The sequence below is a fragment of the Bartonella sp. MR168JLCBS genome (assembly GCF_042194175.1).
Window position 1 is genome coordinate 17,616 of sequence record NZ_JBHIMP010000008.1, and the last position, 20,376, is coordinate 37,991.

General features: G+C 39.9%; 15 protein-coding genes. 1 reads left to right on the forward strand and 14 read right to left on the reverse strand.

Annotated features, from left to right (window positions below):
* Nucleotides 1-391 precede the first annotated feature (391 nt).
* From ACFIK8_RS06190 to ACFIK8_RS06240, 11 genes are all read right to left on the reverse strand, one after another.
* Nucleotides 392-547: a hypothetical protein gene (locus tag ACFIK8_RS06190; RefSeq protein WP_375635645.1), complete on the reverse strand. Its 156-nt coding sequence runs from the start codon at nucleotides 545-547 to the stop codon at nucleotides 392-394.
* A gap of 850 nt (nucleotides 548-1,397) precedes the next feature.
* Nucleotides 1,398-2,402 (reverse strand): phage tail protein, encoded by a 1,005-nt coding sequence (locus ACFIK8_RS06195; RefSeq protein WP_375635644.1) that lies wholly within the window; start codon nucleotides 2,400-2,402, stop codon nucleotides 1,398-1,400.
* Complete coding sequence (locus ACFIK8_RS06200) at nucleotides 2,399-3,523, reverse strand: tail fiber domain-containing protein (RefSeq protein WP_375661508.1); 1,125 nt, start codon at nucleotides 3,521-3,523, stop codon at nucleotides 2,399-2,401. The genes ACFIK8_RS06195 and ACFIK8_RS06200 overlap by 4 nt, the downstream gene beginning before the upstream one ends.
* A complete protein-coding gene (locus ACFIK8_RS06205; RefSeq protein ID WP_375628924.1) occupies nucleotides 3,520-4,002 on the reverse strand; it encodes a hypothetical protein in 483 nt (160 codons plus the stop codon). Before ACFIK8_RS06205 ends, ACFIK8_RS06200 begins: the two co-directional genes overlap by 4 nt.
* Before the next feature lie 232 nt (nucleotides 4,003-4,234).
* Nucleotides 4,235-5,698 carry a hypothetical protein gene (locus ACFIK8_RS06210; protein WP_375635642.1) on the reverse strand — a complete coding sequence of 488 codons (1,464 nt, stop codon included), beginning with the start codon at nucleotides 5,696-5,698 and terminating at the stop codon, nucleotides 4,235-4,237.
* A 502-nt stretch (nucleotides 5,699-6,200) separates the two neighbouring features.
* Nucleotides 6,201-6,896 carry a hypothetical protein gene (locus ACFIK8_RS06215; protein WP_375635641.1) on the reverse strand — a complete coding sequence of 232 codons (696 nt, stop codon included), beginning with the start codon at nucleotides 6,894-6,896 and terminating at the stop codon, nucleotides 6,201-6,203.
* Nucleotides 6,897-6,978: 82 nt separating this feature from the next.
* Complete coding sequence (locus ACFIK8_RS06220) at nucleotides 6,979-8,097, reverse strand: N4-gp56 family major capsid protein (RefSeq protein WP_375669031.1); 1,119 nt, start codon at nucleotides 8,095-8,097, stop codon at nucleotides 6,979-6,981.
* A gap of 240 nt (nucleotides 8,098-8,337) precedes the next feature.
* Nucleotides 8,338-9,111: a hypothetical protein gene (locus ACFIK8_RS06225; RefSeq protein WP_375635639.1), complete on the reverse strand. Its 774-nt coding sequence runs from the start codon at nucleotides 9,109-9,111 to the stop codon at nucleotides 8,338-8,340.
* A 307-nt stretch (nucleotides 9,112-9,418) separates the two neighbouring features.
* Nucleotides 9,419-11,260 carry a portal protein gene (locus ACFIK8_RS06230; protein WP_375669032.1) on the reverse strand — a complete coding sequence of 614 codons (1,842 nt, stop codon included), beginning with the start codon at nucleotides 11,258-11,260 and terminating at the stop codon, nucleotides 9,419-9,421.
* Nucleotides 11,260-12,621, reverse strand: a complete 1,362-nt coding sequence (locus ACFIK8_RS06235; protein ID WP_375635637.1) for a PBSX family phage terminase large subunit — start codon at nucleotides 12,619-12,621, stop codon at nucleotides 11,260-11,262. Before ACFIK8_RS06235 ends, ACFIK8_RS06230 begins: the two co-directional genes overlap by 1 nt.
* 690 nt (nucleotides 12,622-13,311) lie before the next feature.
* Nucleotides 13,312-13,656, reverse strand: a complete 345-nt coding sequence (locus ACFIK8_RS06240) for a hypothetical protein (RefSeq protein WP_375669051.1) — start codon at nucleotides 13,654-13,656, stop codon at nucleotides 13,312-13,314.
* Nucleotides 13,657-14,803: 1,147 nt separating this feature from the next.
* Here ACFIK8_RS06240 and ACFIK8_RS06245 point away from each other — a divergent pair.
* The gene (locus tag ACFIK8_RS06245) at nucleotides 14,804-15,175 is read left to right on the forward strand and encodes a helix-turn-helix domain-containing protein (protein WP_375669033.1); all 372 of its coding nucleotides are present in this window, start codon (nucleotides 14,804-14,806) and stop codon (nucleotides 15,173-15,175) included.
* Nucleotides 15,176-17,100: 1,925 nt separating this feature from the next.
* Here ACFIK8_RS06245 and ACFIK8_RS06255 read toward each other — a convergent pair.
* The 3 genes from ACFIK8_RS06255 to ACFIK8_RS06265 all read right to left on the reverse strand — a co-directional run bounded on the left by ACFIK8_RS06255 (nucleotide 17,101) and on the right by ACFIK8_RS06265 (nucleotide 19,994).
* The gene (locus ACFIK8_RS06255; RefSeq protein WP_375652794.1) at nucleotides 17,101-17,496 is read right to left on the reverse strand and encodes a hypothetical protein; all 396 of its coding nucleotides are present in this window, start codon (nucleotides 17,494-17,496) and stop codon (nucleotides 17,101-17,103) included.
* Nucleotides 17,497-18,472: 976 nt separating this feature from the next.
* The gene (locus tag ACFIK8_RS06260; RefSeq protein ID WP_273788452.1) at nucleotides 18,473-18,595 is read right to left on the reverse strand and encodes a hypothetical protein; all 123 of its coding nucleotides are present in this window, start codon (nucleotides 18,593-18,595) and stop codon (nucleotides 18,473-18,475) included.
* A gap of 163 nt (nucleotides 18,596-18,758) precedes the next feature.
* Nucleotides 18,759-19,994 carry an MFS transporter gene (locus tag ACFIK8_RS06265; RefSeq protein WP_375669034.1) on the reverse strand — a complete coding sequence of 412 codons (1,236 nt, stop codon included), beginning with the start codon at nucleotides 19,992-19,994 and terminating at the stop codon, nucleotides 18,759-18,761.
* Nucleotides 19,995-20,376: the final 382 nt, after the last annotated feature.

Here is a 20,376-nt window from a genome sequence, read left to right on the forward strand (position 1 = left end):
CCTCAGACAACCTCAGACAACCTCAGACAACCTCAGACAACCTCAGACAACCTCAGACAACCTCAGACAACCTCAGACAACCTCAGACAACCTCAGACAACCTCAGACAACTATGTGAAAGGCTTTTGAAAAAAATTTCCTCATTGAAAATTTTTACAAGGTATTTTTTTAGATTATAGTCTGTTTTCCACCTAAAATGATGATTTTATCACCTGAAACCAAAGAAAAATGCATGTCACCTTGCTGCTTTGTTGGCTTTCCCCAAAATGACAAAGCCACGCCCACCGGTCTTCAAACAATGCCAATCGATAAACAATAGTCTGTAAACAATCTGACTTCTTATCTAATGGATTTGACTGAGCTTCCCCTTCAAATGCAGCCTTGTCTAGAGTTATTCTACAAAAAACGCTGCTTTAAGAATACGCACAGACGAAAAACATCCCAATGCATAAAGTTTTAACCGCATCTCAAACAATGGTATTTTACGACACAACGGGATAAACCATTGTTTTACAGATTTTCTCGTATCACTCTCATTCTGTTTCAAGAAGTTTCCTAACAAGTAAAAAATGCCATCTAAGAGAGTTCAATTACTCACCATGTGTTAAACGCATCGCCAATCTGCTCTAGCCAATAAAATGCCCATTTTGAAAGAATGAACGCTTTTTGCATACACGCTCTACCCAAAAGAAGGAGAGCACCATTTTGCCTTTTCTCTCTTTAAATAAACATATCCATTGATCTCTTCCCGCCACCTAAAAGGACGAAGATTTTAGCCCCACATCGGTTTGAAACAATCCAACTACTCTGAAGAGATTCCGTCTGCTGCTCACCTTATATAATTCACTTGCATAAGGCTTAACGAAGCACCCCATCCCCTGAATAGATGTCTCTTCAATACTTAAATGGATCAAGTATTGTATGTCTTATTTTCCTTATATCACCATATCACCAGCTTCAATAATAGTGTTTTAATGACGGTGTTTTACGGTATAACAAGATAAAATTTTATCCATGGGCTTTTTGTCATCGCCCACCAGTGCTTTAAACCCAGCACCTTAAACAATGTATCACGATACCACAAGAGGGAGCCTTTTGGATAAAATCTTTATTCCTCAGAAAAAAACTCTATGAATAAAGGAAGATTTTTTGTTCTCTTTTACCCCTACCTTCAATAATTACTGTCTTGATCCTCTAAAGAACAATAGGCAAACTTACCTTTAGACATCCAACAAAGGCAGCACAAAAAATAAAATAATAAAGAGAGTTCAGTTTTTTTCTAAAGCGCCTCAAAACTTTCTGCACAATATATTCTATAAGACTTTATATTCTATAAGACTTTTTCTCATAACAGATATTTTGCTCATTTTTATCTTTCTCTCTCAAAGCTTTCATTCTCAGGCTTTGACAGCATAAACCACCGCCATATTGACGGGGCGTGTTTCATCCCCCCCTGTTTTTTGCAACAAGACCTTATGTTCATGCTCTCCCGCAGCCTTCGTTAACCGATCTTTATTGTAGACTTGAGCCAGATTTCTATAATATTCACCGTGATTCATATCCCAAACTACCTTGTCAATCATTGGATAACTATGCTGGTGGTTACCTGTTGAATCTGTTTTTCCTTCATGGGTATGAGATTTAAAAGACTCTTCTTGTCGACTTCCCAAGCGACGTCCTTTATCAATTGCTTTTCCACTATCGAGCCCCCGTAAAAACATTCCACGCAAATCGGGAACATTGAATGTTGTTCTCCCGTCTCCTTTTCCCCACGTTTCCCCCAAAACAGCAAAGAGATTGGCATAGTTCTTTCGCGAATATTCTTTACCATCACAGAGTAACCATCCAGAGGGTATTTTTTCTGTAGCAAAAGTCCCAATAAATCCAGAAGAAAAAGTTTCAGGCAAAGGAGGAAAGGGCGGAATTTCAGGAAGTTTTATAGTAGGATTGGTTAAAAACCATCCATCAGCATTTTTTCCGGCAATATCACACGTATAGACGATTTCATAAAGCCCCCCCTTTTGAATTTCCCCCCCTTTTAAAGGCATAATACCCTCTGGCGTTGCCATATAAGTTGGTCTTGGCGGCAATTGATTTAAAGAAACATTTGTTATTCCTCTGTTGACGCCTTGTGCTTTAAAGCGCACAACAATGCCATCCATATAAGTCTCAAAAAAAGACTTTGTCGCCAAACGAAGTGATGTCCTCTCGTTTTCCACATCGACAGTAAACTGTGTTTCAATCCCGCCCCCATTATCCAACAAATATTCTTTGATGCGTTGCATCATAGCGCGAGCACTATCATTGACTGTACTTGGCGGTTGCCCTTCTGCCCAGTTTATACTCTCATCGACATAAGCATTTTCTGATGCGATAATTGACCAATCATAAATCGAACTCATAGAAGATACTCTTTTTTCAAAAAGGGAAAACGAGCAAAAAATGAAGAAAAGAAAGCCGCAATTTTATTTTTAGATGCCGGTATTTTGTCCATTTTCAGTCCTATTTTGTCATAATCAACATGCAATAACTTTGTTTTTGCATTGACATAAACAGCTTCAGGCTTCACACGCAATACGTCTTGCGCCATAACGCCCTGATAACGTTGTGGATTTCCTTTATAATTAAAGATATAAAGTGGATATCCCTTTTTCTGCCCCACAGGGATAATATTTTCTTTTGCTCTCACATCACAAAGCCCTAAAATTCCTCCTACCAATCCAAGTACTTGCTGCGCATCACGCAATGGATCTTTTGTCACAGAAGGCATTGTCGTAGATTTTCCTGAAGTCGTTCCGTAATTTCCAGCAGCCTGTGTTCCTATCTGTAACAAGCTTTGCAATCGGTTCCAATCTTGATTATCTTTTTCTGACCATTTTTGGCGTTCAGCATCTAAGATATTTTGACGATTTACATCTTGAATCATGCCCCCTTTCAAAGCATTGCTTTGCACATTACTCTGTCCTTGATAATAGCTATTTGCCGCATTAACCTGATCATTCTGAGAGCGATCAATCATCTGGTTTGCATTCATCATATTGTTAATATCTTGATTATATTGCTGTGCTGCAGCATTTGTTGCTAAAGCGCCTAGTTCATCGGCCAGCACACCGGTGTGAGCCCCAGAGCCATAACGTCCTGCCCCAGACATCGACTGATTAATTGCATCGGAAGTTTTATTCAGGGCATTTTGCAATGCAGTATTAAATTTACTATTGCTTCCAATCCAGCTTCCCTTAGCCATACTGGAAAGATTTGTAGCGCTGTTGGTTGGTGCATTCAACCATTGCGTTACCGTTGGATTGTTATAGAGCCCTGCTGCTTGTTGTAAACCGGTCAGAGCATTTTTTGTCATATCGCTAAGACCAGCGACTCTGTCTCCCTGATAAACGTTGCCGCCAATTCCTTTATTATAAAGTCCTAGTGCATCAGCACTGGCTTGTTTAAAAATATCAGCCGCCCAAGCAGGTGGAGCATTTGTTTGTGTTGTTGTCTGCACTTGAGGTGTGGTTTTTCTACTCATGGCTTGAGAACCTTTCTATATTGAATAAGATTACGAGAATATCCGTGATGAGCGAGCCTTTTCGCCCATCCAGTTCTTCCAAACATGTGCATTTCTTCAGCATTAATTGTTCGCGCCCATTTTTCGACTTCATCAATCAATTTGACCAATTTCAGCCCTCCCTCTCCAGCAAGATCTGAGAGAACGACGCATTTTTTCCCTGTATGGGTTATTTCAACTTTGGTTATTGCAAAAGCACTAAATTGGATTTTATTTTTTAAGACCAGCCACAATTGTGCTTGTCCTGTAGCGATTTCTTCAGCAATTTTTTCCAGACAAACATCATCAGGAAAGCGCTGAGCATATTTTTTCAATGCAGCATTGAGTGCCTCTTGATAGGGAGCGATTTTTTCCCATGGCCATTGCTCTGTCAAATGAGCAGAATACAAATCTTGACTCTCTTGCATCATAACTTTGGCTCTTTTAGCTTTATCACTCATCTCCCCTTAAATAACATCCCCCTACGCATTTCTCACGTTCCATACTTACCGCACAACTTTCAAAAAGAAGAATAAAACAAAAGAAAAGAAGCCCCATCATCCCTTTGTCATAACAAATAGGAAACTTTCTTCTTTATAAAAATAAGCCATTGTGCAGACTATTTTTCCTTTATCGCAGAAAAGCATGAAGCATAACGCACCACCTTGTTCCTTTGTTTATAGAGGCTTTGGCCTATCGCATACCGGCTCGCGTCAATTCCACATCAAATCCAGTGACATGAGTCCAATTCACCCCTTCAGGAATGCGCAATTTAAAGCGATAAAACCGTGCCCTTGCGCGACAATGAATTTGTCCAGTATTATAAGAAGGCTGTTTTTCTGGCAACCAAACAGTTTCCTCTTCAAGAGATTGTCGAAAGCGCATTCCCACAGACAAATAAAACTTTCCACTATTGACTTGAGGCATAATATTTTTCACCCGTGTTATCATGCCATTTGTCTGCCCCATTTCTTGTGATGTCACAACACAAGCCATAGCCCCCCCAGAAAACGAACCCAGTCTCCCCTGTTGATCAAATGCCCCCAGAATAGGCGATTCATTTTTCCAAGCTTTACTATCGAGAGAAAAGGACAAATCATCAATATTCTTAGTCACAAAATCAAGACCTTCTAGGGTTGTTCCTGCTAAGAAAATAGGCAATATCATTTTGATATCCACGAGAGCTTTTGTCCATTTTTGCAATCCCCAATCATAAATGAGCAAGATACGTTTATGAAGGTTCTCATCAGAATCAACCATCCAATAAACACGATTATACACCCCATCGATAGCCGCAGACATGGTATACAGATTATCCTGCCTTGATTTTGCGGTCATCGTTCGATCGACTTTTTCGAACCCAATAGGGATAATCTGTCCCTCATTTGTTATTTGATAAAAACCGCCCTCATCGGCAAAGAATGCTAAATCGCCTCTACAAACAATCGATTCAGCATTTTTTGCACCTCGTTTATCGTGAATTTTTTGGAAACTAAAAATAATCTTAGAGCCAGGGATAAAAGAACCAGCATAGATTGCAGAACGCATAAAGATAATTGGATTTGTTGTCTCGGTTGCCCCTTGGACGAATCCGCCATCAGGAAAATCTTGATAATCGCAACTTTTTTTCCCCACGGTCCAAAATTCAGCATCATTTAATCCAGACCAATGAACCCGCCTTGGATGCTCGGTTAATTTCATCAAACAAACGAAATCTCCCCAGATTCGAACAATCCCTGCTTGTGGTGGATTTCCCCCTAAATTTCTAAATTTTTTATCATGATTAATATCAATCACTTGTGGTTTATCATTGGCATTCACTGCAATGATAAAATCACCAAATAAAGCAAAAGACCACGGAGCATCAACATTAGCAAGATAAGATTTTCCTTTTTGGCTAATATCCTTCCACTTCATTGTTGTATTATCAAGCAAGAATATTTTTTCTCTTGTCCCAACAATAATAGAAACCCCATTTTTTGTTTTAACCGCAAGAGCACCTAAAATTGGCTCAGGACAAGGCTCTGATAAAGGTTCAAAACTTGGCATAGGAATATAGGAGCCATCAGCCGGTAGCACATTAACAAGTTCATCGGTAAAAATTCCATTGATATCCGCCACATCGGGTCGATAATCAGCGATTGGGAAAAAAGCCATCAAGACCCCCATAAAATCTTTGAAGAGCCTAGTGCCATTCAAAACACCAAGGCTTATTGATAAAAAACCACAAAAGCCCTTAAAACTCTAAAGGCATAAAATTCAACAAAACACACAACCTTAAGTTGATCAACGCATCGAAAAAAAGATACCATAAATAATGGCATACCCAGCGCCATCCACCAGCGCCCGACCAAAATCAACCGCCCGCAATCACCCCAACAACTGGGAAAAAGCCTTTAAACTCTCCATAAATCTTTGAAGAGCCTAGTACCATTCAAAACACCAAAGCTTACTGATTGAAACCACAAAAGCCCTTAAAACTCTAAAGGCATAAAATTCAACAAAGCACACAACCTTAAGTTGATTAACACGTCGAAAAAAAAAGATACCATAAATAATGGCATACCCAGCGCCATCCACCAGCCCTTCACCATCAATCCCCAGCGCTTATCCAACCATAAGGGACAAACCAGCCATAAACGATTTGGAACAAAGCCTTTTAAAAACTCATTGGGCGAATCTTTGAGGAACCTTTTCGGCGCGATGTTTCAATGCGCAAAGCTTGAAGCTGTTCTTGAAAATCTCTGAAAGAAACGGCGGCATATTCAGGATCTTTAAGAATATTTTTATAAAGTTCATATTTTGCCCGTGCTTTAATAAGATCAAAAGCATAAATCAACCAAGGATTATCGCTTTCTTTCAGCTGTTCATCGGCAAAATGAACAGGAGCATAAGAAAGCTGCATAGTTTCCACATGTTCTGGTGTTGGAAAGAGTCCTATTTTTTGATCAAGGCACGTATAAAAGAATGGCGTTCCTAGCGCAGGATGCATACCATATTGTTGATGCAACACTTCCAAGGGCTTAAAGAACAACTTTGTTGGTGTTGCATTCTTTGTTGCTAAAAAGACGCCTTCCAAGCTCTTTTCTGATTCAATAAAAACTCCCTCTTCTTGCCCATACCATGTTTTACCACTTTGTGTTTTAAAGGTCCTTTCTCTTTTTTCATTAAAGAAAAAGGGTTCGCATTCACACACACGCAAAGCCGTAAAAATTGAATCTTGAATTTGCAGGGAATATTCCGCTGTTGTATCGTCAATTTCATCTTGAATAAGCGCGACCATATAAGCAAAAGTTTTAGAATGGTCTGAATGTGTAAGGTTTAGATTTTTGGGATCAGTGTATAAAGTGGTCATAATCCTGTCCTTTTTCTGGAAGCATTTTAAATTTTTCCCCCAACAGATCCCTCTTGTTGGGGGAAGTTAGCAAACATTCGCTTTAAGCAGGTGCTCCATAAGTTGGGATGACAATAGTGCCAAAATCCTGAGCCCCTTGCGTACTTCCTGGCAAGGTAAAGCAAGTTTTTTTCATACCCATAATGGTTTTTGCCGCGACCCCGAATTCTCTTTCATAATCGAAGAGTTCTTCCACCAATTTATAGCGTGTCGCCCCTCGATCTTTACCAAAAGCAATCACAGCACTCTGTGCACCAAGGAGAACAGCACGACGCACATTTGGTACAGCTTTATTTGCCGTCCCAGATTCGACTCCTTCGGTAATATGTTCAGCTTCGCGCAAAACCACTCCATTATACATGCCCAAAGATCCATCATAGAGCGGATTTTTGATACGACTTCCACTATAGATTGCCTTGGTAATGTCGAGCCATTGCCCCGCATCTGTATTGGTTCGCAATTGCGTCACTTGGGTTGGATGAAGATAAAGCACATAGACATTTTCCCCATCAATCCGCACGGGTCTAATTTTTGGATTTGCCAATTTAGCTCGTTCAACAGCTTTATCAATGAGCTTGAGATCAAAAACATCGTCTTCTTTTAAGTCCTCATCTTTTATTTTTCCATTAGGGCGCACGATGCGTTTATCGGTTGGCGCCGTTGGTGCATTAAAACCATAATGGACAGGTTTAAGAGTAATCGTACGTCCCTCAAAGTTAATAGCTTTTGCAGTATATCCACACACTTGAATGAAGAACATCATACTCAGACGATCTGCATACCAATCAACCAAACCATTTTTTGCCTCGGTACGCAAATCATGGAGAATTCGTTGTTGATCAATCGTTCCCTCATTTTTGACACGCACAGCATGAACGAGTTCATTAATTGCCAAGCGATCATTGAGAAACTGTAAGGCTTCTTCATTGCCTTCCAATGTCTGCCCTTCACTCACCCCATCGCCTAGCAACTGCACACGCAAATTAAAGCTAATGGCATCCCCACTTGCTTTCGTGGTTTCATCCTTTAATTGTACGATACTGTTTGAATCATTTCCAATCAACGGTGCAATCGGAATTGCTTTTGAGACTTCTTGGTTTAGTAATTTAGACCATGTGCGCACTGCCATTGGGTCATTAAGTCCGATATAAGTTACAGTCATTTTATCCTCTAAAAGTTTTATTGACATAAAAAACCCGGCAAAGCGCCGGTTGTTAAAACACCACATTTCATTTCAAATGGTGAATAGGTTGTTCGTGAGTTTTATCTAATTTCTGTTAGCGTCTGCCTCCCCCTTATAAGAGCTCTCCTCACCACATCCGTGCTTTGAGAAATCCCCCGCATTCCCTGCGCTAAAAGCCTCTCCAAGTTCCCGCAAAAAACACCCCCCGCATTTTTATTTTTAAAATTCTCTTCCCCCCATTAAACGATTAAAAGCAGCTTTATTTTTAGGATCAGAAACCCAAGCGCTAAACTCTGCTTCTGACATTTTATCAAGCATCTCCAAAGAAATCGGCCCATTTGGCGTCAAGCCGTTATAAGCAGCAAGTGTACGTGCAGAATTGTGTCTTTCCTGTAAATTTTCATCCATGTTATTGGGAACATTTGTGTAGCCAATTTTTTGTGCAATAGAGTAAATCACTTCAGCCGGATTTTGATTTTTTTGCGCACAATCGCGCAAGATCTGCTTCAACTCATCGCCAATCAACGCATCAATATTTTTGGGATCTGCCATCTCAGGATAGAGCGAAGCGCAAGCTGCCAACTGTTTAGCCCGCGTTTCATAAATAAAATCAGCTGCTTGATCAAAATCATGATGCTTTTGTTTAACACTTGCAACAGACTGCTGAAAAAACGCATGCAACTGTTCTGCTTCGCGAGCCAGAGAAGGTTGTTGTTTTTCATTAACAAGTCCTTGTTTTTGGAGTGTTTTTCCCAACCATTGCATATAGCCCATAAAGTCTTTTTGCGGATCTGGCGGAGCATCTTCTCCCCCTTGAACCTCTTTTCCAGCCTTTTGCGAAGAATACTGTTTTTGATGCGTTTGCCCTTGAAAATTATCTTCAAGAGTTTTTTCTTCTCTTCCAATTTCACCGTCTTCTCCCTCTTGTGTTGAGAGCAGATAATCCTGTTTCAATTGGTTTTGTTCTGCCGGCGTTAAGTGTTCTTGATCCATGACATTAGCCTTCTCTTTTTTTAACAATAAAATTAAATTTTTCAGATAAAACAGCCTGAGAGCATTTATCCCCTTAATGCTTACCCATCATTTTGGCTCCAACATTTCCCCCACATGGCTCCCCCACCATGACGACAAAACACTATCGAACATTTTCCCCAATACACACTGTCCAATAAAACAGCTCTTCTGAGATAAAGAGAGGCGACATTGCACGACATAAGCAACATGGGTAACTATGGAAATTGTTTAGATAAGCAACTTCTGATAGATGAAATTCATCTGAAAGAGCGCATCATAAAGCATCCTATTGTTGAGCCTTTACTGTCTGCAACATCTGCATTATCTGCTCTGTTCCCATATTACCCCCCATCTGCGCTGAGGCATTTTGCTCTTCTTGAAGAGAATTTTGCGCCTTTATCGCAATTTTATGAATGAGTGAGGCTGGTAAAGGCGAATAGCGTAAGAGATCGAGCATAATCTCAGGCGTTGCAAAATTTTGCATCAAAGGAAGCAGTTGCATGATCAGTGCAAAAGTACGCTCTTTTTCATTAAGACTTGTTGGCGCATCATCCACAACAATATCATATTCCAAACTTGTCACCATTTCGCGTGTCAGTGGAACATACTGGGCATTTTCATCACCAGCAATACGGACCAGCCGCCCATCGGACAGATAATTTTGAATAAGATAGAGAATAATTTTCCCCTGTCGTTGCCGATATCGACGCAACCCATCAAAAAAGGAAGCCAAAAGATTAAGTGACGATTGTCGCCGTTGTTGTTCAAGAACGCCAGGCTGATTGACAGCTCTTGTCCCAATAAATTCAGAAGACAACCCCGTCACCTGTTCGAGTGCGCTCTTTGCTTCATTAAACAATTGGAAAAACCCTTGCGGAAATTGTGCCACGGGTTTAGGCTGAATTCTTCCCCCAGACACAGCACCACTTTTCAACCAAGTAATACTATCGGCTCTAGCCCAACTCTCGAGGGCTTGTCGATCATCATCAAAAGCATCGCGTTCTGCCATAATTCCGCCTTTTGATTGGCTATTGAGCAAATGCATCACTTGACTAAAATATTTGTTTGCCCACCGTTGGGGATCTTTTGTAGGGCGCACAAGTCCGTAAAAGTGCCGGCTTAACTTATCAAAAGTACCGGTAATACATTCCCATCCCAATTGATTGTGTGGGACCAAGGGCTTATCAGGCGCTTCGAGCAGCTTTCTGCCCAAAAATGCCCGTTTGACAATTTTTCTGTTCAACCTTGTTGCTTGAACATGAGGAAAGGTTTTGCTTAAATTTTGGAAATCCTGCTCTGAATAATCGATAAACTTTCCACTTTGAGGCTCGAGAACTTTATAAATCACCTCGCGTTCAAACCAGCGACATTCTACCAATGTCACCATTTTAGGACGTTGATAGGTCCCTCCCTCTTCCCACTCTCCTTGATATCCCCTCTCAGCTTGATAACTTTGTGTCATCCCATTGCTGGATGAATGTAAAAAACTCTGATGTTTAACCCAATCAGCATTAAGATCACTCCAATGAACATTAGGAAACATTTCCTGAGCCACAGCAAGAGGTTTTTCATCAATATACCACAAGCGTTGTGCATCAATAAGATTAGGCTTGACAGCACTCGCATCCCACACCATTTTCATAGGATCTAAGCGTGCAATAATTGGTTTTCCCTGTGGATCTTCTTCATAATCAAGGCGTGTATCTGTCCACCCCATTCCGCAAATAATTGCATCTTGAAAGGCATCGGAATCTTCGTATTCCCCATCGGCTTCATCACGAAACCACTCAGCTGCCCCTGTCAGAATCTGGTTTGCAAAGGCTGCTCCTTCTTGTCGTGGAATAAATTGAACTTGTCTTTTATTATTGCGCTCAGCCCCAATCACGGCATTAATTAAAGGCGCAATACGGTTAAAAGTCATGACCGGTCTGTTTTGTTCGTTCAAGACAGCAAGGTCTTGCTCATTCCATTGCCGTCCATTATAAAAATCGTAATCTTCTTGGGCATTTTTTCGCCATTTTTCGACATGGGCAATATCATCCTGATACCACCCCACGAGTTTTTTAAAGAGTGCTTGATTTTCAAGCGTTTCGATTTGATCAAAAGAAGAATCTGTAGAAATATTCATTAAAAAGCCATCCATGAAGTTTGAGAATGGTGAAACGAGCGATAAGGTTTTTTTCGCGCTCTAGCATTTGGTTGTTCATAAGCCACACACATCAGTCCAAAGGCATCGGCCCCATGGCTAGCCCAATCATGTTCAGCCCCTAGTCCGATATTGCGCTGTTCGTCGCGCTTTTCATGATACCAAGCGAGTGCTTTTCTGCCCGCACATGTCGTTTCACGATTAAACCATAGTGCAGGAAACAATCGCCTTACGGCTTCGATACGCATTTTCACAGCGCCTGTTCCTTGATTAGGAATCACTTTAGTTTGAAACCCAGCTTGTTGAAGGGCACTTTCAAAACTCACATTATAAACACGATCTTTTGTTGCGCCATCATGGGGCAAAACCATGAGAGCCTTTTCATATCCCCTTTGAAAGACCCAGCCCACATGCTCTGAGAGAGGCTGTCCTTGGGCTTCATAATAATCGAGCACTCGAATTTCCCGTCCAATAAATTGCGCAACCCACAATGCGGTAGCATCAGCCTTTGCTCCTGTTCCCCCGATATCCCAAAAGATTCTCACCTGCATCAAAGGATCACGTGGAACGGTGGTAATCCGCCCTTCCATTTCAGCTTCGAGAAGACATTTCTGATAATAAGCCCCTTGGACAGCTTGGAGATATTCGCCTTCCCAAATATGGTTATACTGCTCTGGTCTTTGCTGCAAATCGTCCATTCGATCACGATTGAGTTTTTCAGGAAATTGCGGATTATCACGCCAATTAATTTCTGCCCCTTTGATATGAGGATTATCGACATTTCGGAAACGTTTTTCCACGGGTGCATTTTCATGGCACGGGTTCCATGTGACCCATAATTCTGCATTCCAATCTTTTCCTTCTTCGCGCAAAGTTGGAATGAGGGTTTGCCAAGCAGTTTCTGTCACGGGCTCGGCTTCATCGACCCAACAAAGGAAAACGCGCCCCATTGATTTAATACTTGCGATATTGCGATCAAGCCCAGCAAACACATAGACAATCCGTCCATCTTTTGATTTAATATACTTATCGCCAATGTCATAATAGTCTTGTAAAAAAGGATAAGATTCGATAGCGCGTTTAATTTCTTCCAAAGAACTGTCATTGAGAGAATTTTGAAATTGCCTTGCACAAAGAATAATCCCGCGTTCTCCAGCCATTCCATGGCGATATCCCACAACAGCCGACATCAAAGCAAAAGAACGTGTTTTTCCAGAGCCCCGTCCTCCCCAAGCGGCTCGCACATCTGCTTTTCCAGTAAAAACAGGAATAAGCTTTGGAATAAGAGCCACTTGAGCCGTTTTCTGCTCTATTTTTTGAGAAATTTTCTGAACAATTTTCATTATAAATTTTCATACTTTAGCAATAATTGCGCTTCACCCTTTTGCTTATCCCAAGTTTAATTATCCCAGAACAATTGAAGGAAAAGAGAAATTGGAACGAAAAACGCCCTTCTCAAAAGCAGCGCTTTATCTTCTCTTCATCCTAATACGCAATGAATTTCACTTTTTTGCATGAAGCCCCCCCTTTGACCGCGTTGACCGCTTTGACCCCGCATATACACGATATGCGCCCCCCAAGGGTCCTTAAATCCCAAGGGTCCCCACCCCTCAAACACCGCGCCCTGTCATCCCCCAACCAAAGCACGGCATCCCCCCACCAAATCATAGCCTCAACACATGGCTCTCAGGCATATCCAAAGCCCAACATCCTCCAATATCATGCCTCTCAAGCATCACCAATCCTCACACTTGTCTATCCCCCAAGATACCCCCACCAAAACACATGCATCCCGCAAGCATAATACTTCTCTCAAGTTTCACGCCCTTCGCCCATCAAAACACTATCCCATATCCACCACACAAACATCCTGCACCAAATCTCCTCCAACACATGGCTCTCAGGCATCATTCACCCAAGCCAAGTATCACGAGCGCCTACAAGCACGATAGCCTCTGCTTCAATCCCCTCAAGACAAGCAATCACCAAAGCAACCCCCTTCCAAGATGTCACCCCGCATCATCCACCTCAGCCTAACATTTTTCAATATCACAAACCTCCGTTGCTGAAGGATCACGCTTCTCCGGTTCAATACTTTTTGCATTCACTGGTACAATCTCAATACGCGAAACTGTTTTAACCTCCCCTTCTCCAGTCCCCTGAAGAGGCAACACTTTTGCAAGCAGCGAAAAAAACGGTACGGGATTATTCAGAGCATGATACTGAAGATAAGACACCAGCCCATCTTCACCATAGTGATAGCCCGCCTGCTCCGCCGCTGTCAAAAGAGCTTCATTAAATCGCTTTGTTGTTTTATTCAAAGCCCCTTTTTTCCGCCCTCTTCGACGTAAGGGAAGACAATGTTCATCTACCATCATCATGTTCCTTCCAACTAAAGAGAAACCAAAACCTCAAACACAAAAAAATGACATGAAAATCAGGAATGAAACCTCAAAAGCAACCAGCAATTAAAAAAATGGGACACACCCTAAAAGATAAAAAACACGCACAAAGCACAAAGCCTCTGCTCCTTTTTTACAGATCAACGTTTTTACGCTTTTACATCATTACAGAACAAAGCCAAATGAAACTCCCAAACCATTACCCCGCATCGCTCTATAAACACGGGTCTGTCAACAATCTGATTTCTCGTCTATCAGATTCCCCTGCTAATTATTTCATATGGCTATCCCACACTTCAAAGATTGGTGTTTCATCAAACACGCCAGATAAGCTCTGATCTACAATTTGACTTCAAAAAGCAAATTTTCCTCTGCAGGATAAAGCTTCCACCCCGCACCGGTTTTAAACTATAATCCAACCTCTTACCCAATAAATTCCCCTACTAACATCAGATTACTTACCCTACTAACATCAGATTACCGCCCCCAAACATCCCTATTTTACAGTATAACCGTATAGCAAACATTTTAATTTTCTTGCCAATCTTCTGAAACTACTTTATTGATGAGCTTGTGTTTTTGATCGTCCACGCAACGGTCAAATAGGGATTTGAAAGCCCGAAAACTCAAACGTTAATTTACCCCACTTTGTAGGTATCTCGGAGTTCCGGGAGTTTTTGCTATGTCCAAGTGCTTGTCAGCACTAAAAGCAAAAAGCTGATTCGAGTTCAGTATTTTCAACCTCCCGGAATACCAATGCGAGGGCGCTCGCCCCCAGCGGGGGGCTTAAAGTGCCAACTAAAAATCCAGATTTCGCACTTTTTTAAAAAGTACCCAATCTTATAGTCTTTGAAATTATTTTGATTTTTCTTGCCAATCCCTTGAAATTACTTTATCACTCAAAGGATATTTTGGTCGTCTACGCAGCGATCAATAAGGGATAGTAAAGCCCTAAGCTCTAGCGTAAGAATGAACCCACTTTGTGGGTGTCCCGGGATTCCGGGAGTTTTTGCTATGTCCAGGTGTGATAAGCACTAAAAGCAAAAATGCTGACTAGAGCTCAGTACTTTACTACTCCCGGAATACCAATGCGAGGGCGCTCGCAACCGGAGGGGAGCTTGAAGTGCAAATTAAGAATTCACATTTCAACGACATTTCAATAGGTAAAAAAATCCGTCACAGACGCATTTCAATGGGGCTTTCTCAAAAGGAATTAGGAAGCCATTTAGGTGTCAGTTTCCAACAAATCCAGAAATACGAAAAAGGCTCCAATCGTGTAAGCGCAGGGTGTTTGCTCGAAATTGCTAAAAAACTAGCAGTTCCTATTACCTTTTTTTATACTGATATTTTTGCAGAAGAAGATATTCCCACAAAAGAAACTCTCCTACAGCGTGATCAAGACACATACAGCGAAAAAGAACACGCACTTTTGAAAAACTTTAGAGAACTCCAGCCGAAAAAACAAAAAGCAGTTTTGTGGTTGATTTCTGATTAGACAAAAGCACACCTATCGACATCCCTCGCCAATATCCCCCTCTGCCTAAAGCCTTGCCCGCCTGATACCACCACATCTCAAAAAACGGTTTACGGCACCGGTTTACGACATCATAGGATGACAAACTTCAAAATAGGATAACAAACACCAAAACCTTGGGAAAATATCCCCACCCCTCTCACAGAATTCTATCAAGAGATCTCTCTGATTTAAACGCACAATTCCGATTGTATCATTATGATACCTTTTTACATTTACCTTGTCAAGTTTTTATATTTTTCTTTTTATATTTTTGTGTTTTTCTTTAAGGGAGCCACATCCCTCAAAACACCTCTCTTGCAAAACGCCGTTCCAGCAAAACGCCTCTCATAAAAAACACAATGTCCAAAACAACAAGAGCTAAAATAGGATTTCCCCTCTAAATAGGACTACCCCTAATAGGATTACCCCTCTAAATAAGATTACCATTGTATTTCTCATTCACCCACTTATTAAAAAAACATCTCTCAATGCTTCTCACACCCATTTCACGGATATCCCCCATACAAATATAGACGCAAATATAATTGTTAAATTCCGCATAGAATATAAAAGCCAACCACGATTTTTCTCTCTTCACATCTCTTTACACATCCCCCTTTCAATCTGTTCACAGCTATTCCCAAACTCTCCTCTCCAACCAACGCACGAACAGTACTCTTCATTTCCCCTCCAGTTTGCATAATTCTTCGCCTCACCCCCTCCTTCTCACCACTCCATACCATAACAATATATTGATTTATAAGGATAATTTAGCATCATTGATATTGATTGAGAATTCCAAACATCGTAAGATTCTCTCATTTCAAATCTCTCCCATGTTGAATCAATCAAAATCATTCGCTTGCACGTCAAAAGCGGGGAGAGCCCGTGTGGATAAAAAACGATTCAGAAAGGAATAAAAATAGCTCTTATGAACCGTCTCAAGTGCCAAGGGCTGTAACCAACACCCACGAGCTAGCAAATATAATGATAGTGCCGGCTTGCTTCTTCATAAGCGTAAAGATAGGGGAGCTCAATGGATTTATCATTATACCATAACAAAAAACACGCACAATACATAAATCCATAAGTCCTCCGCTTCACTTTTACAGATTCACATTTTTACGCTTTTACATCTTCACAGAACGAAACTCCCAAACCACCCCTCCGCACCGCTCTGTAAACACTGGTCTGCAACAATCTGATTTCTCGTCTATCAGATTCCCCTGTTGATTATTTCATATGGCTATCCCACACCTCAAAGAAGACTGTTTCATCAGACAAGACAAATAAGCCCTGCCCTAAAATATTCCCCCCTTTCTCTCCTATCACACACTTAACACCCCTCTTCATCCCAGCTTTCTCCGCTCCATTCACAAACGCGTCCCCCTAGTTCTCTGACCACATTCCATGCCATGATAAAAGCATACACAAAGCACAAATCCCCCGCCTCACTTTTACAGATTCACATTTTTACGCTTTTACATCTTTACAAAACGCAGCCAAACGAAACTCCCAAACCACCACGCGACAATTTGATAAAAACAAAACACCCTTCAACAATCTCAAACAACAGATTTCCGTAAAGAGTTCATATGAATTTGATTGTTTAGATCTGACTATTAAATTGGCATATAGAGCTGTAGAACAGAAAGTAATTTTCTATAAGACAGAAATGATAAAAGCGCTATATAACTGAGACAGAACATGAAGAATTGCGAACAGATAAAACGATACCTCTTTTCATTACAATACTGAAATTGTAAACGAGACGACTGGTAATTGTCAGCTGAATATATAATTTTCACATCTGTAAATTTTTATTGATTAATTCAATCCCAACATTTCCCCTGAAACACATTTCTTCATTATCTACTTCTTTGAGACAAACCGGCAAAGGGGTTTCATCTATTATAAGTACGGAAATAATAACGGGTTACTCCAACCTCATCATAAGAAACCATAGACAGAATACCTGTCTTTATTGGCATTATTTGATAAGTCAAGATTACACCATTTTGCTGTTTGTTTGGTTGATCTGTATAGATCACGTTATATCTATTCCGTCGCAAGAGATCAATAAATACAGGAGTAAAGTTGTCTTCTGTTTTATTTTTTTTCACAATAAGTGTTGTTGTAGCGGGCGGTAAAGGTTTTTTAAGATTACGGACAAAATCGTTAGCAATTAATTTTACATCATCTTTCGTAATATTTGGACTGACATAATTTGATGAATAATTACTCATAGATGCACAACCAGCCACCAAGACAAGAGGCAACGGAAATAAATATTTAGACATCTAGACTTCCCCTATAAATTGTATTTCCTTTTTTGAGAAGCTCCTACACCAGAAATAAGAGCATCCTTTCTAAGAATAGCCTTAACAACATATTTCTTTCCAATCAAGCATTAGTTAATCACTTTCTCGCTTGTTAAAAAAACGACCATCATCTCTAATAGTACTCAAAGCTTACGCTTAACATAAAATATATATATATTAAAAGTACACAAAACATATGTAAAGAATGTAGTATACATATAATATATTTATACTTATTTTCATGATTTTCTGTATTACATATTATTTAAGACAGATTTATCATTAAAGAAGTACAGACATTGGATGATTTTCCAAGCAATAAAAATGATATTTTTTATCCCCATAACATTGAAATTATCACTTGCTCGAAGAGTAATTATTGTTTGAATATTTAGGTTTTTACGGGCCATTTAGATCCCGACTTCCCCACTATCTACCAATTTGTACCGATATTGTTTCTTTTGGTTTTTCATTTACGCTCATCATTAGCTATTTTATGTGTTTTTTGAGACAATTGTGAAGCTCTACCCCAAAACAACGAATGAAATTTCCAAAACACCACGCAACAATTTGATAAAAACAAAACACTTCACAACTTAAATTCCACTGGCAAGCTTATCCCCACCCCTTTTCATTCTTTCTCCATCCCAAGGAGGGTATCTACCCCTCACACATCATCCTTCATCCCTTCGCACCACCACCTCTTATCCACACTCTCCTAACCTATCCATGCGCACTCTCTTCATCTTCTATTCCCCCTTTTTCCCCCCCATTATACACTTAACAACTGAACAGCACTCTTCCTCCCAACGTCCCCCTCCATTCAAGAAAACTCTTCCCCCAATCCTCGCACCACATTCCACGCCCAAAAAAGCCCAACGTGACCAAAAACACGCACAATATATAAATCCACAAATCCTTCGCTTCACTTTTACGGATTCACATTTTTACGCTTTTACGTCATTACAGAACAAAGCCAAAGGAAAGGCTCACCACCCCACGCTGCTCTATACACACTGGTCTGTAAACGAACAAAGCTTTTTGCCCAGCCAATCCGCTCCCCACAGTCTTCAGACACCCCTCCTCAAACGACAGGACTTCATCAGGCTCAACAAATCAAGCCCTGCCCTCAAATATTCTAGCTCTTCACTCCCCCTCAAAGAGCGATGTTTTTACATCATGAACAGGATAATTAACGAACCGTCTTAGAAAAAAGAAACGGCATGGAGATATTAAATATATCAATGGTCGTCATCTACTGTCGTATTAAGAGATGTTGTATCTTTATTTTTCTTAATTTTTAAAATGCCAATCATTCCCGTGGAAATAATTAATGCAGACATAGCTAAAAAGGAGCTTAACAATCCCACGAGTGCAAAAAGTCCAGCAATAAAGCCAGACACTGCTTCCGCAGAGTTCGCTAAAGTTGAAAAAGTTCCAAAACTCATACCAAAATCTTCACGACGAGAGTATAATTGAATAGCTGAGACTAAACTAATATCCACAAATGCACCAATAAATCCTAAAACAAATGCTAACACGAGAAGGAGTTTTAAATAAAGTTCTGCAGCTAAGGGCATAACAAACAGAATAACCCCATAAAGAAGCCAAAATACCATGAGTTTCAACGATGTAATCTTGAATATAATTTTATGATATAACAAACCACCAACAATAGTTCCAACAGCCATGAGAGAAAAAATATAACTAACAAGGCTTTCCTCTCCCCCTATGGAGAGAACAAAAGCTGGAATTAAAAATCTTAAAATTGCACCAGTAAAGAGAATAGCAAACGACGAGCCAACGAGCGTAATAAATAAATTATTATTTTCTTTAGAAATATATTTAAGATAGGAAGCTGTTTCTCGATAAATTTTTATAAAATTGAATGATTTATTCTCATTTGAATTTAAATTCATGAGATTAAATAACACTATAATAGATATAAAATAGGTAAAAAAATCAAAAATGAGTACTGCCGATTTATTTGCTAAAAAAAGCAGTAGGGAACAAACCAAAGGACCCATGACGGATGCAATTTCCTCTATAATTTGTGCAATGCTATTGGCCTTTGTCAGATCCTTTGCTGAAAACATTCTGGGAATAGCAGCTTGAAAACTTGGTTGGAAAATACTTCTTCCTATCGTTGTACATATTGCTGCGAAAATAAGAACAATAATATGTGCAGTCCCTGTTATAGTGGTTATAAAAACGAATAATGAGGCTAATAATCTAACAAGTTCACTTAAGATTATATTTTTCTTCAAAGAAAAATTATCAGCTAACCAACCTCCTATAGGACCAAAAAAGAGAAAAGGGATAAATCGAAAAAAATACACAAGACCTGTAAAAAAGATGTTATCTGTTAATTCTAAGACCAGTAAAACAAAAACAACTTCATAAGCATAATCACCAACTTTAGAAATAAAGAGAGAGGAAAAAAGAGCTAAAGGACTCTTTTTTAAAAATAAATTCATATCAACCATCCGATATTAAACTTTTCTACAGTTAAAGTTGCACTCCCTTCAATACAATTGGTGATATGAACTTCAAAAGAGTTGTTTACTCTAACAAATTGCTTAATAAGTTAAGTGAAAATTTTTAAAGAAATACTCCTCTTGATATAAGCATTTAGACTAATATCAAGTAATATATTAATTTTTCTTTCTTATTTGCTTTAAAAAAAAGAAAGAATGTAAAAATTATGAGATCAAAATCTGCTATATTATTATATTGACTTCCAGCCCACATCTCAAAGAATGAAAATTCCCAACCAGCACTGGTCTACAATCCCACTTCAAAAAGCAGCTTTCCCCACAGAACAAAGCTTACACCCAACCGCCCCTCAAATGACAACAC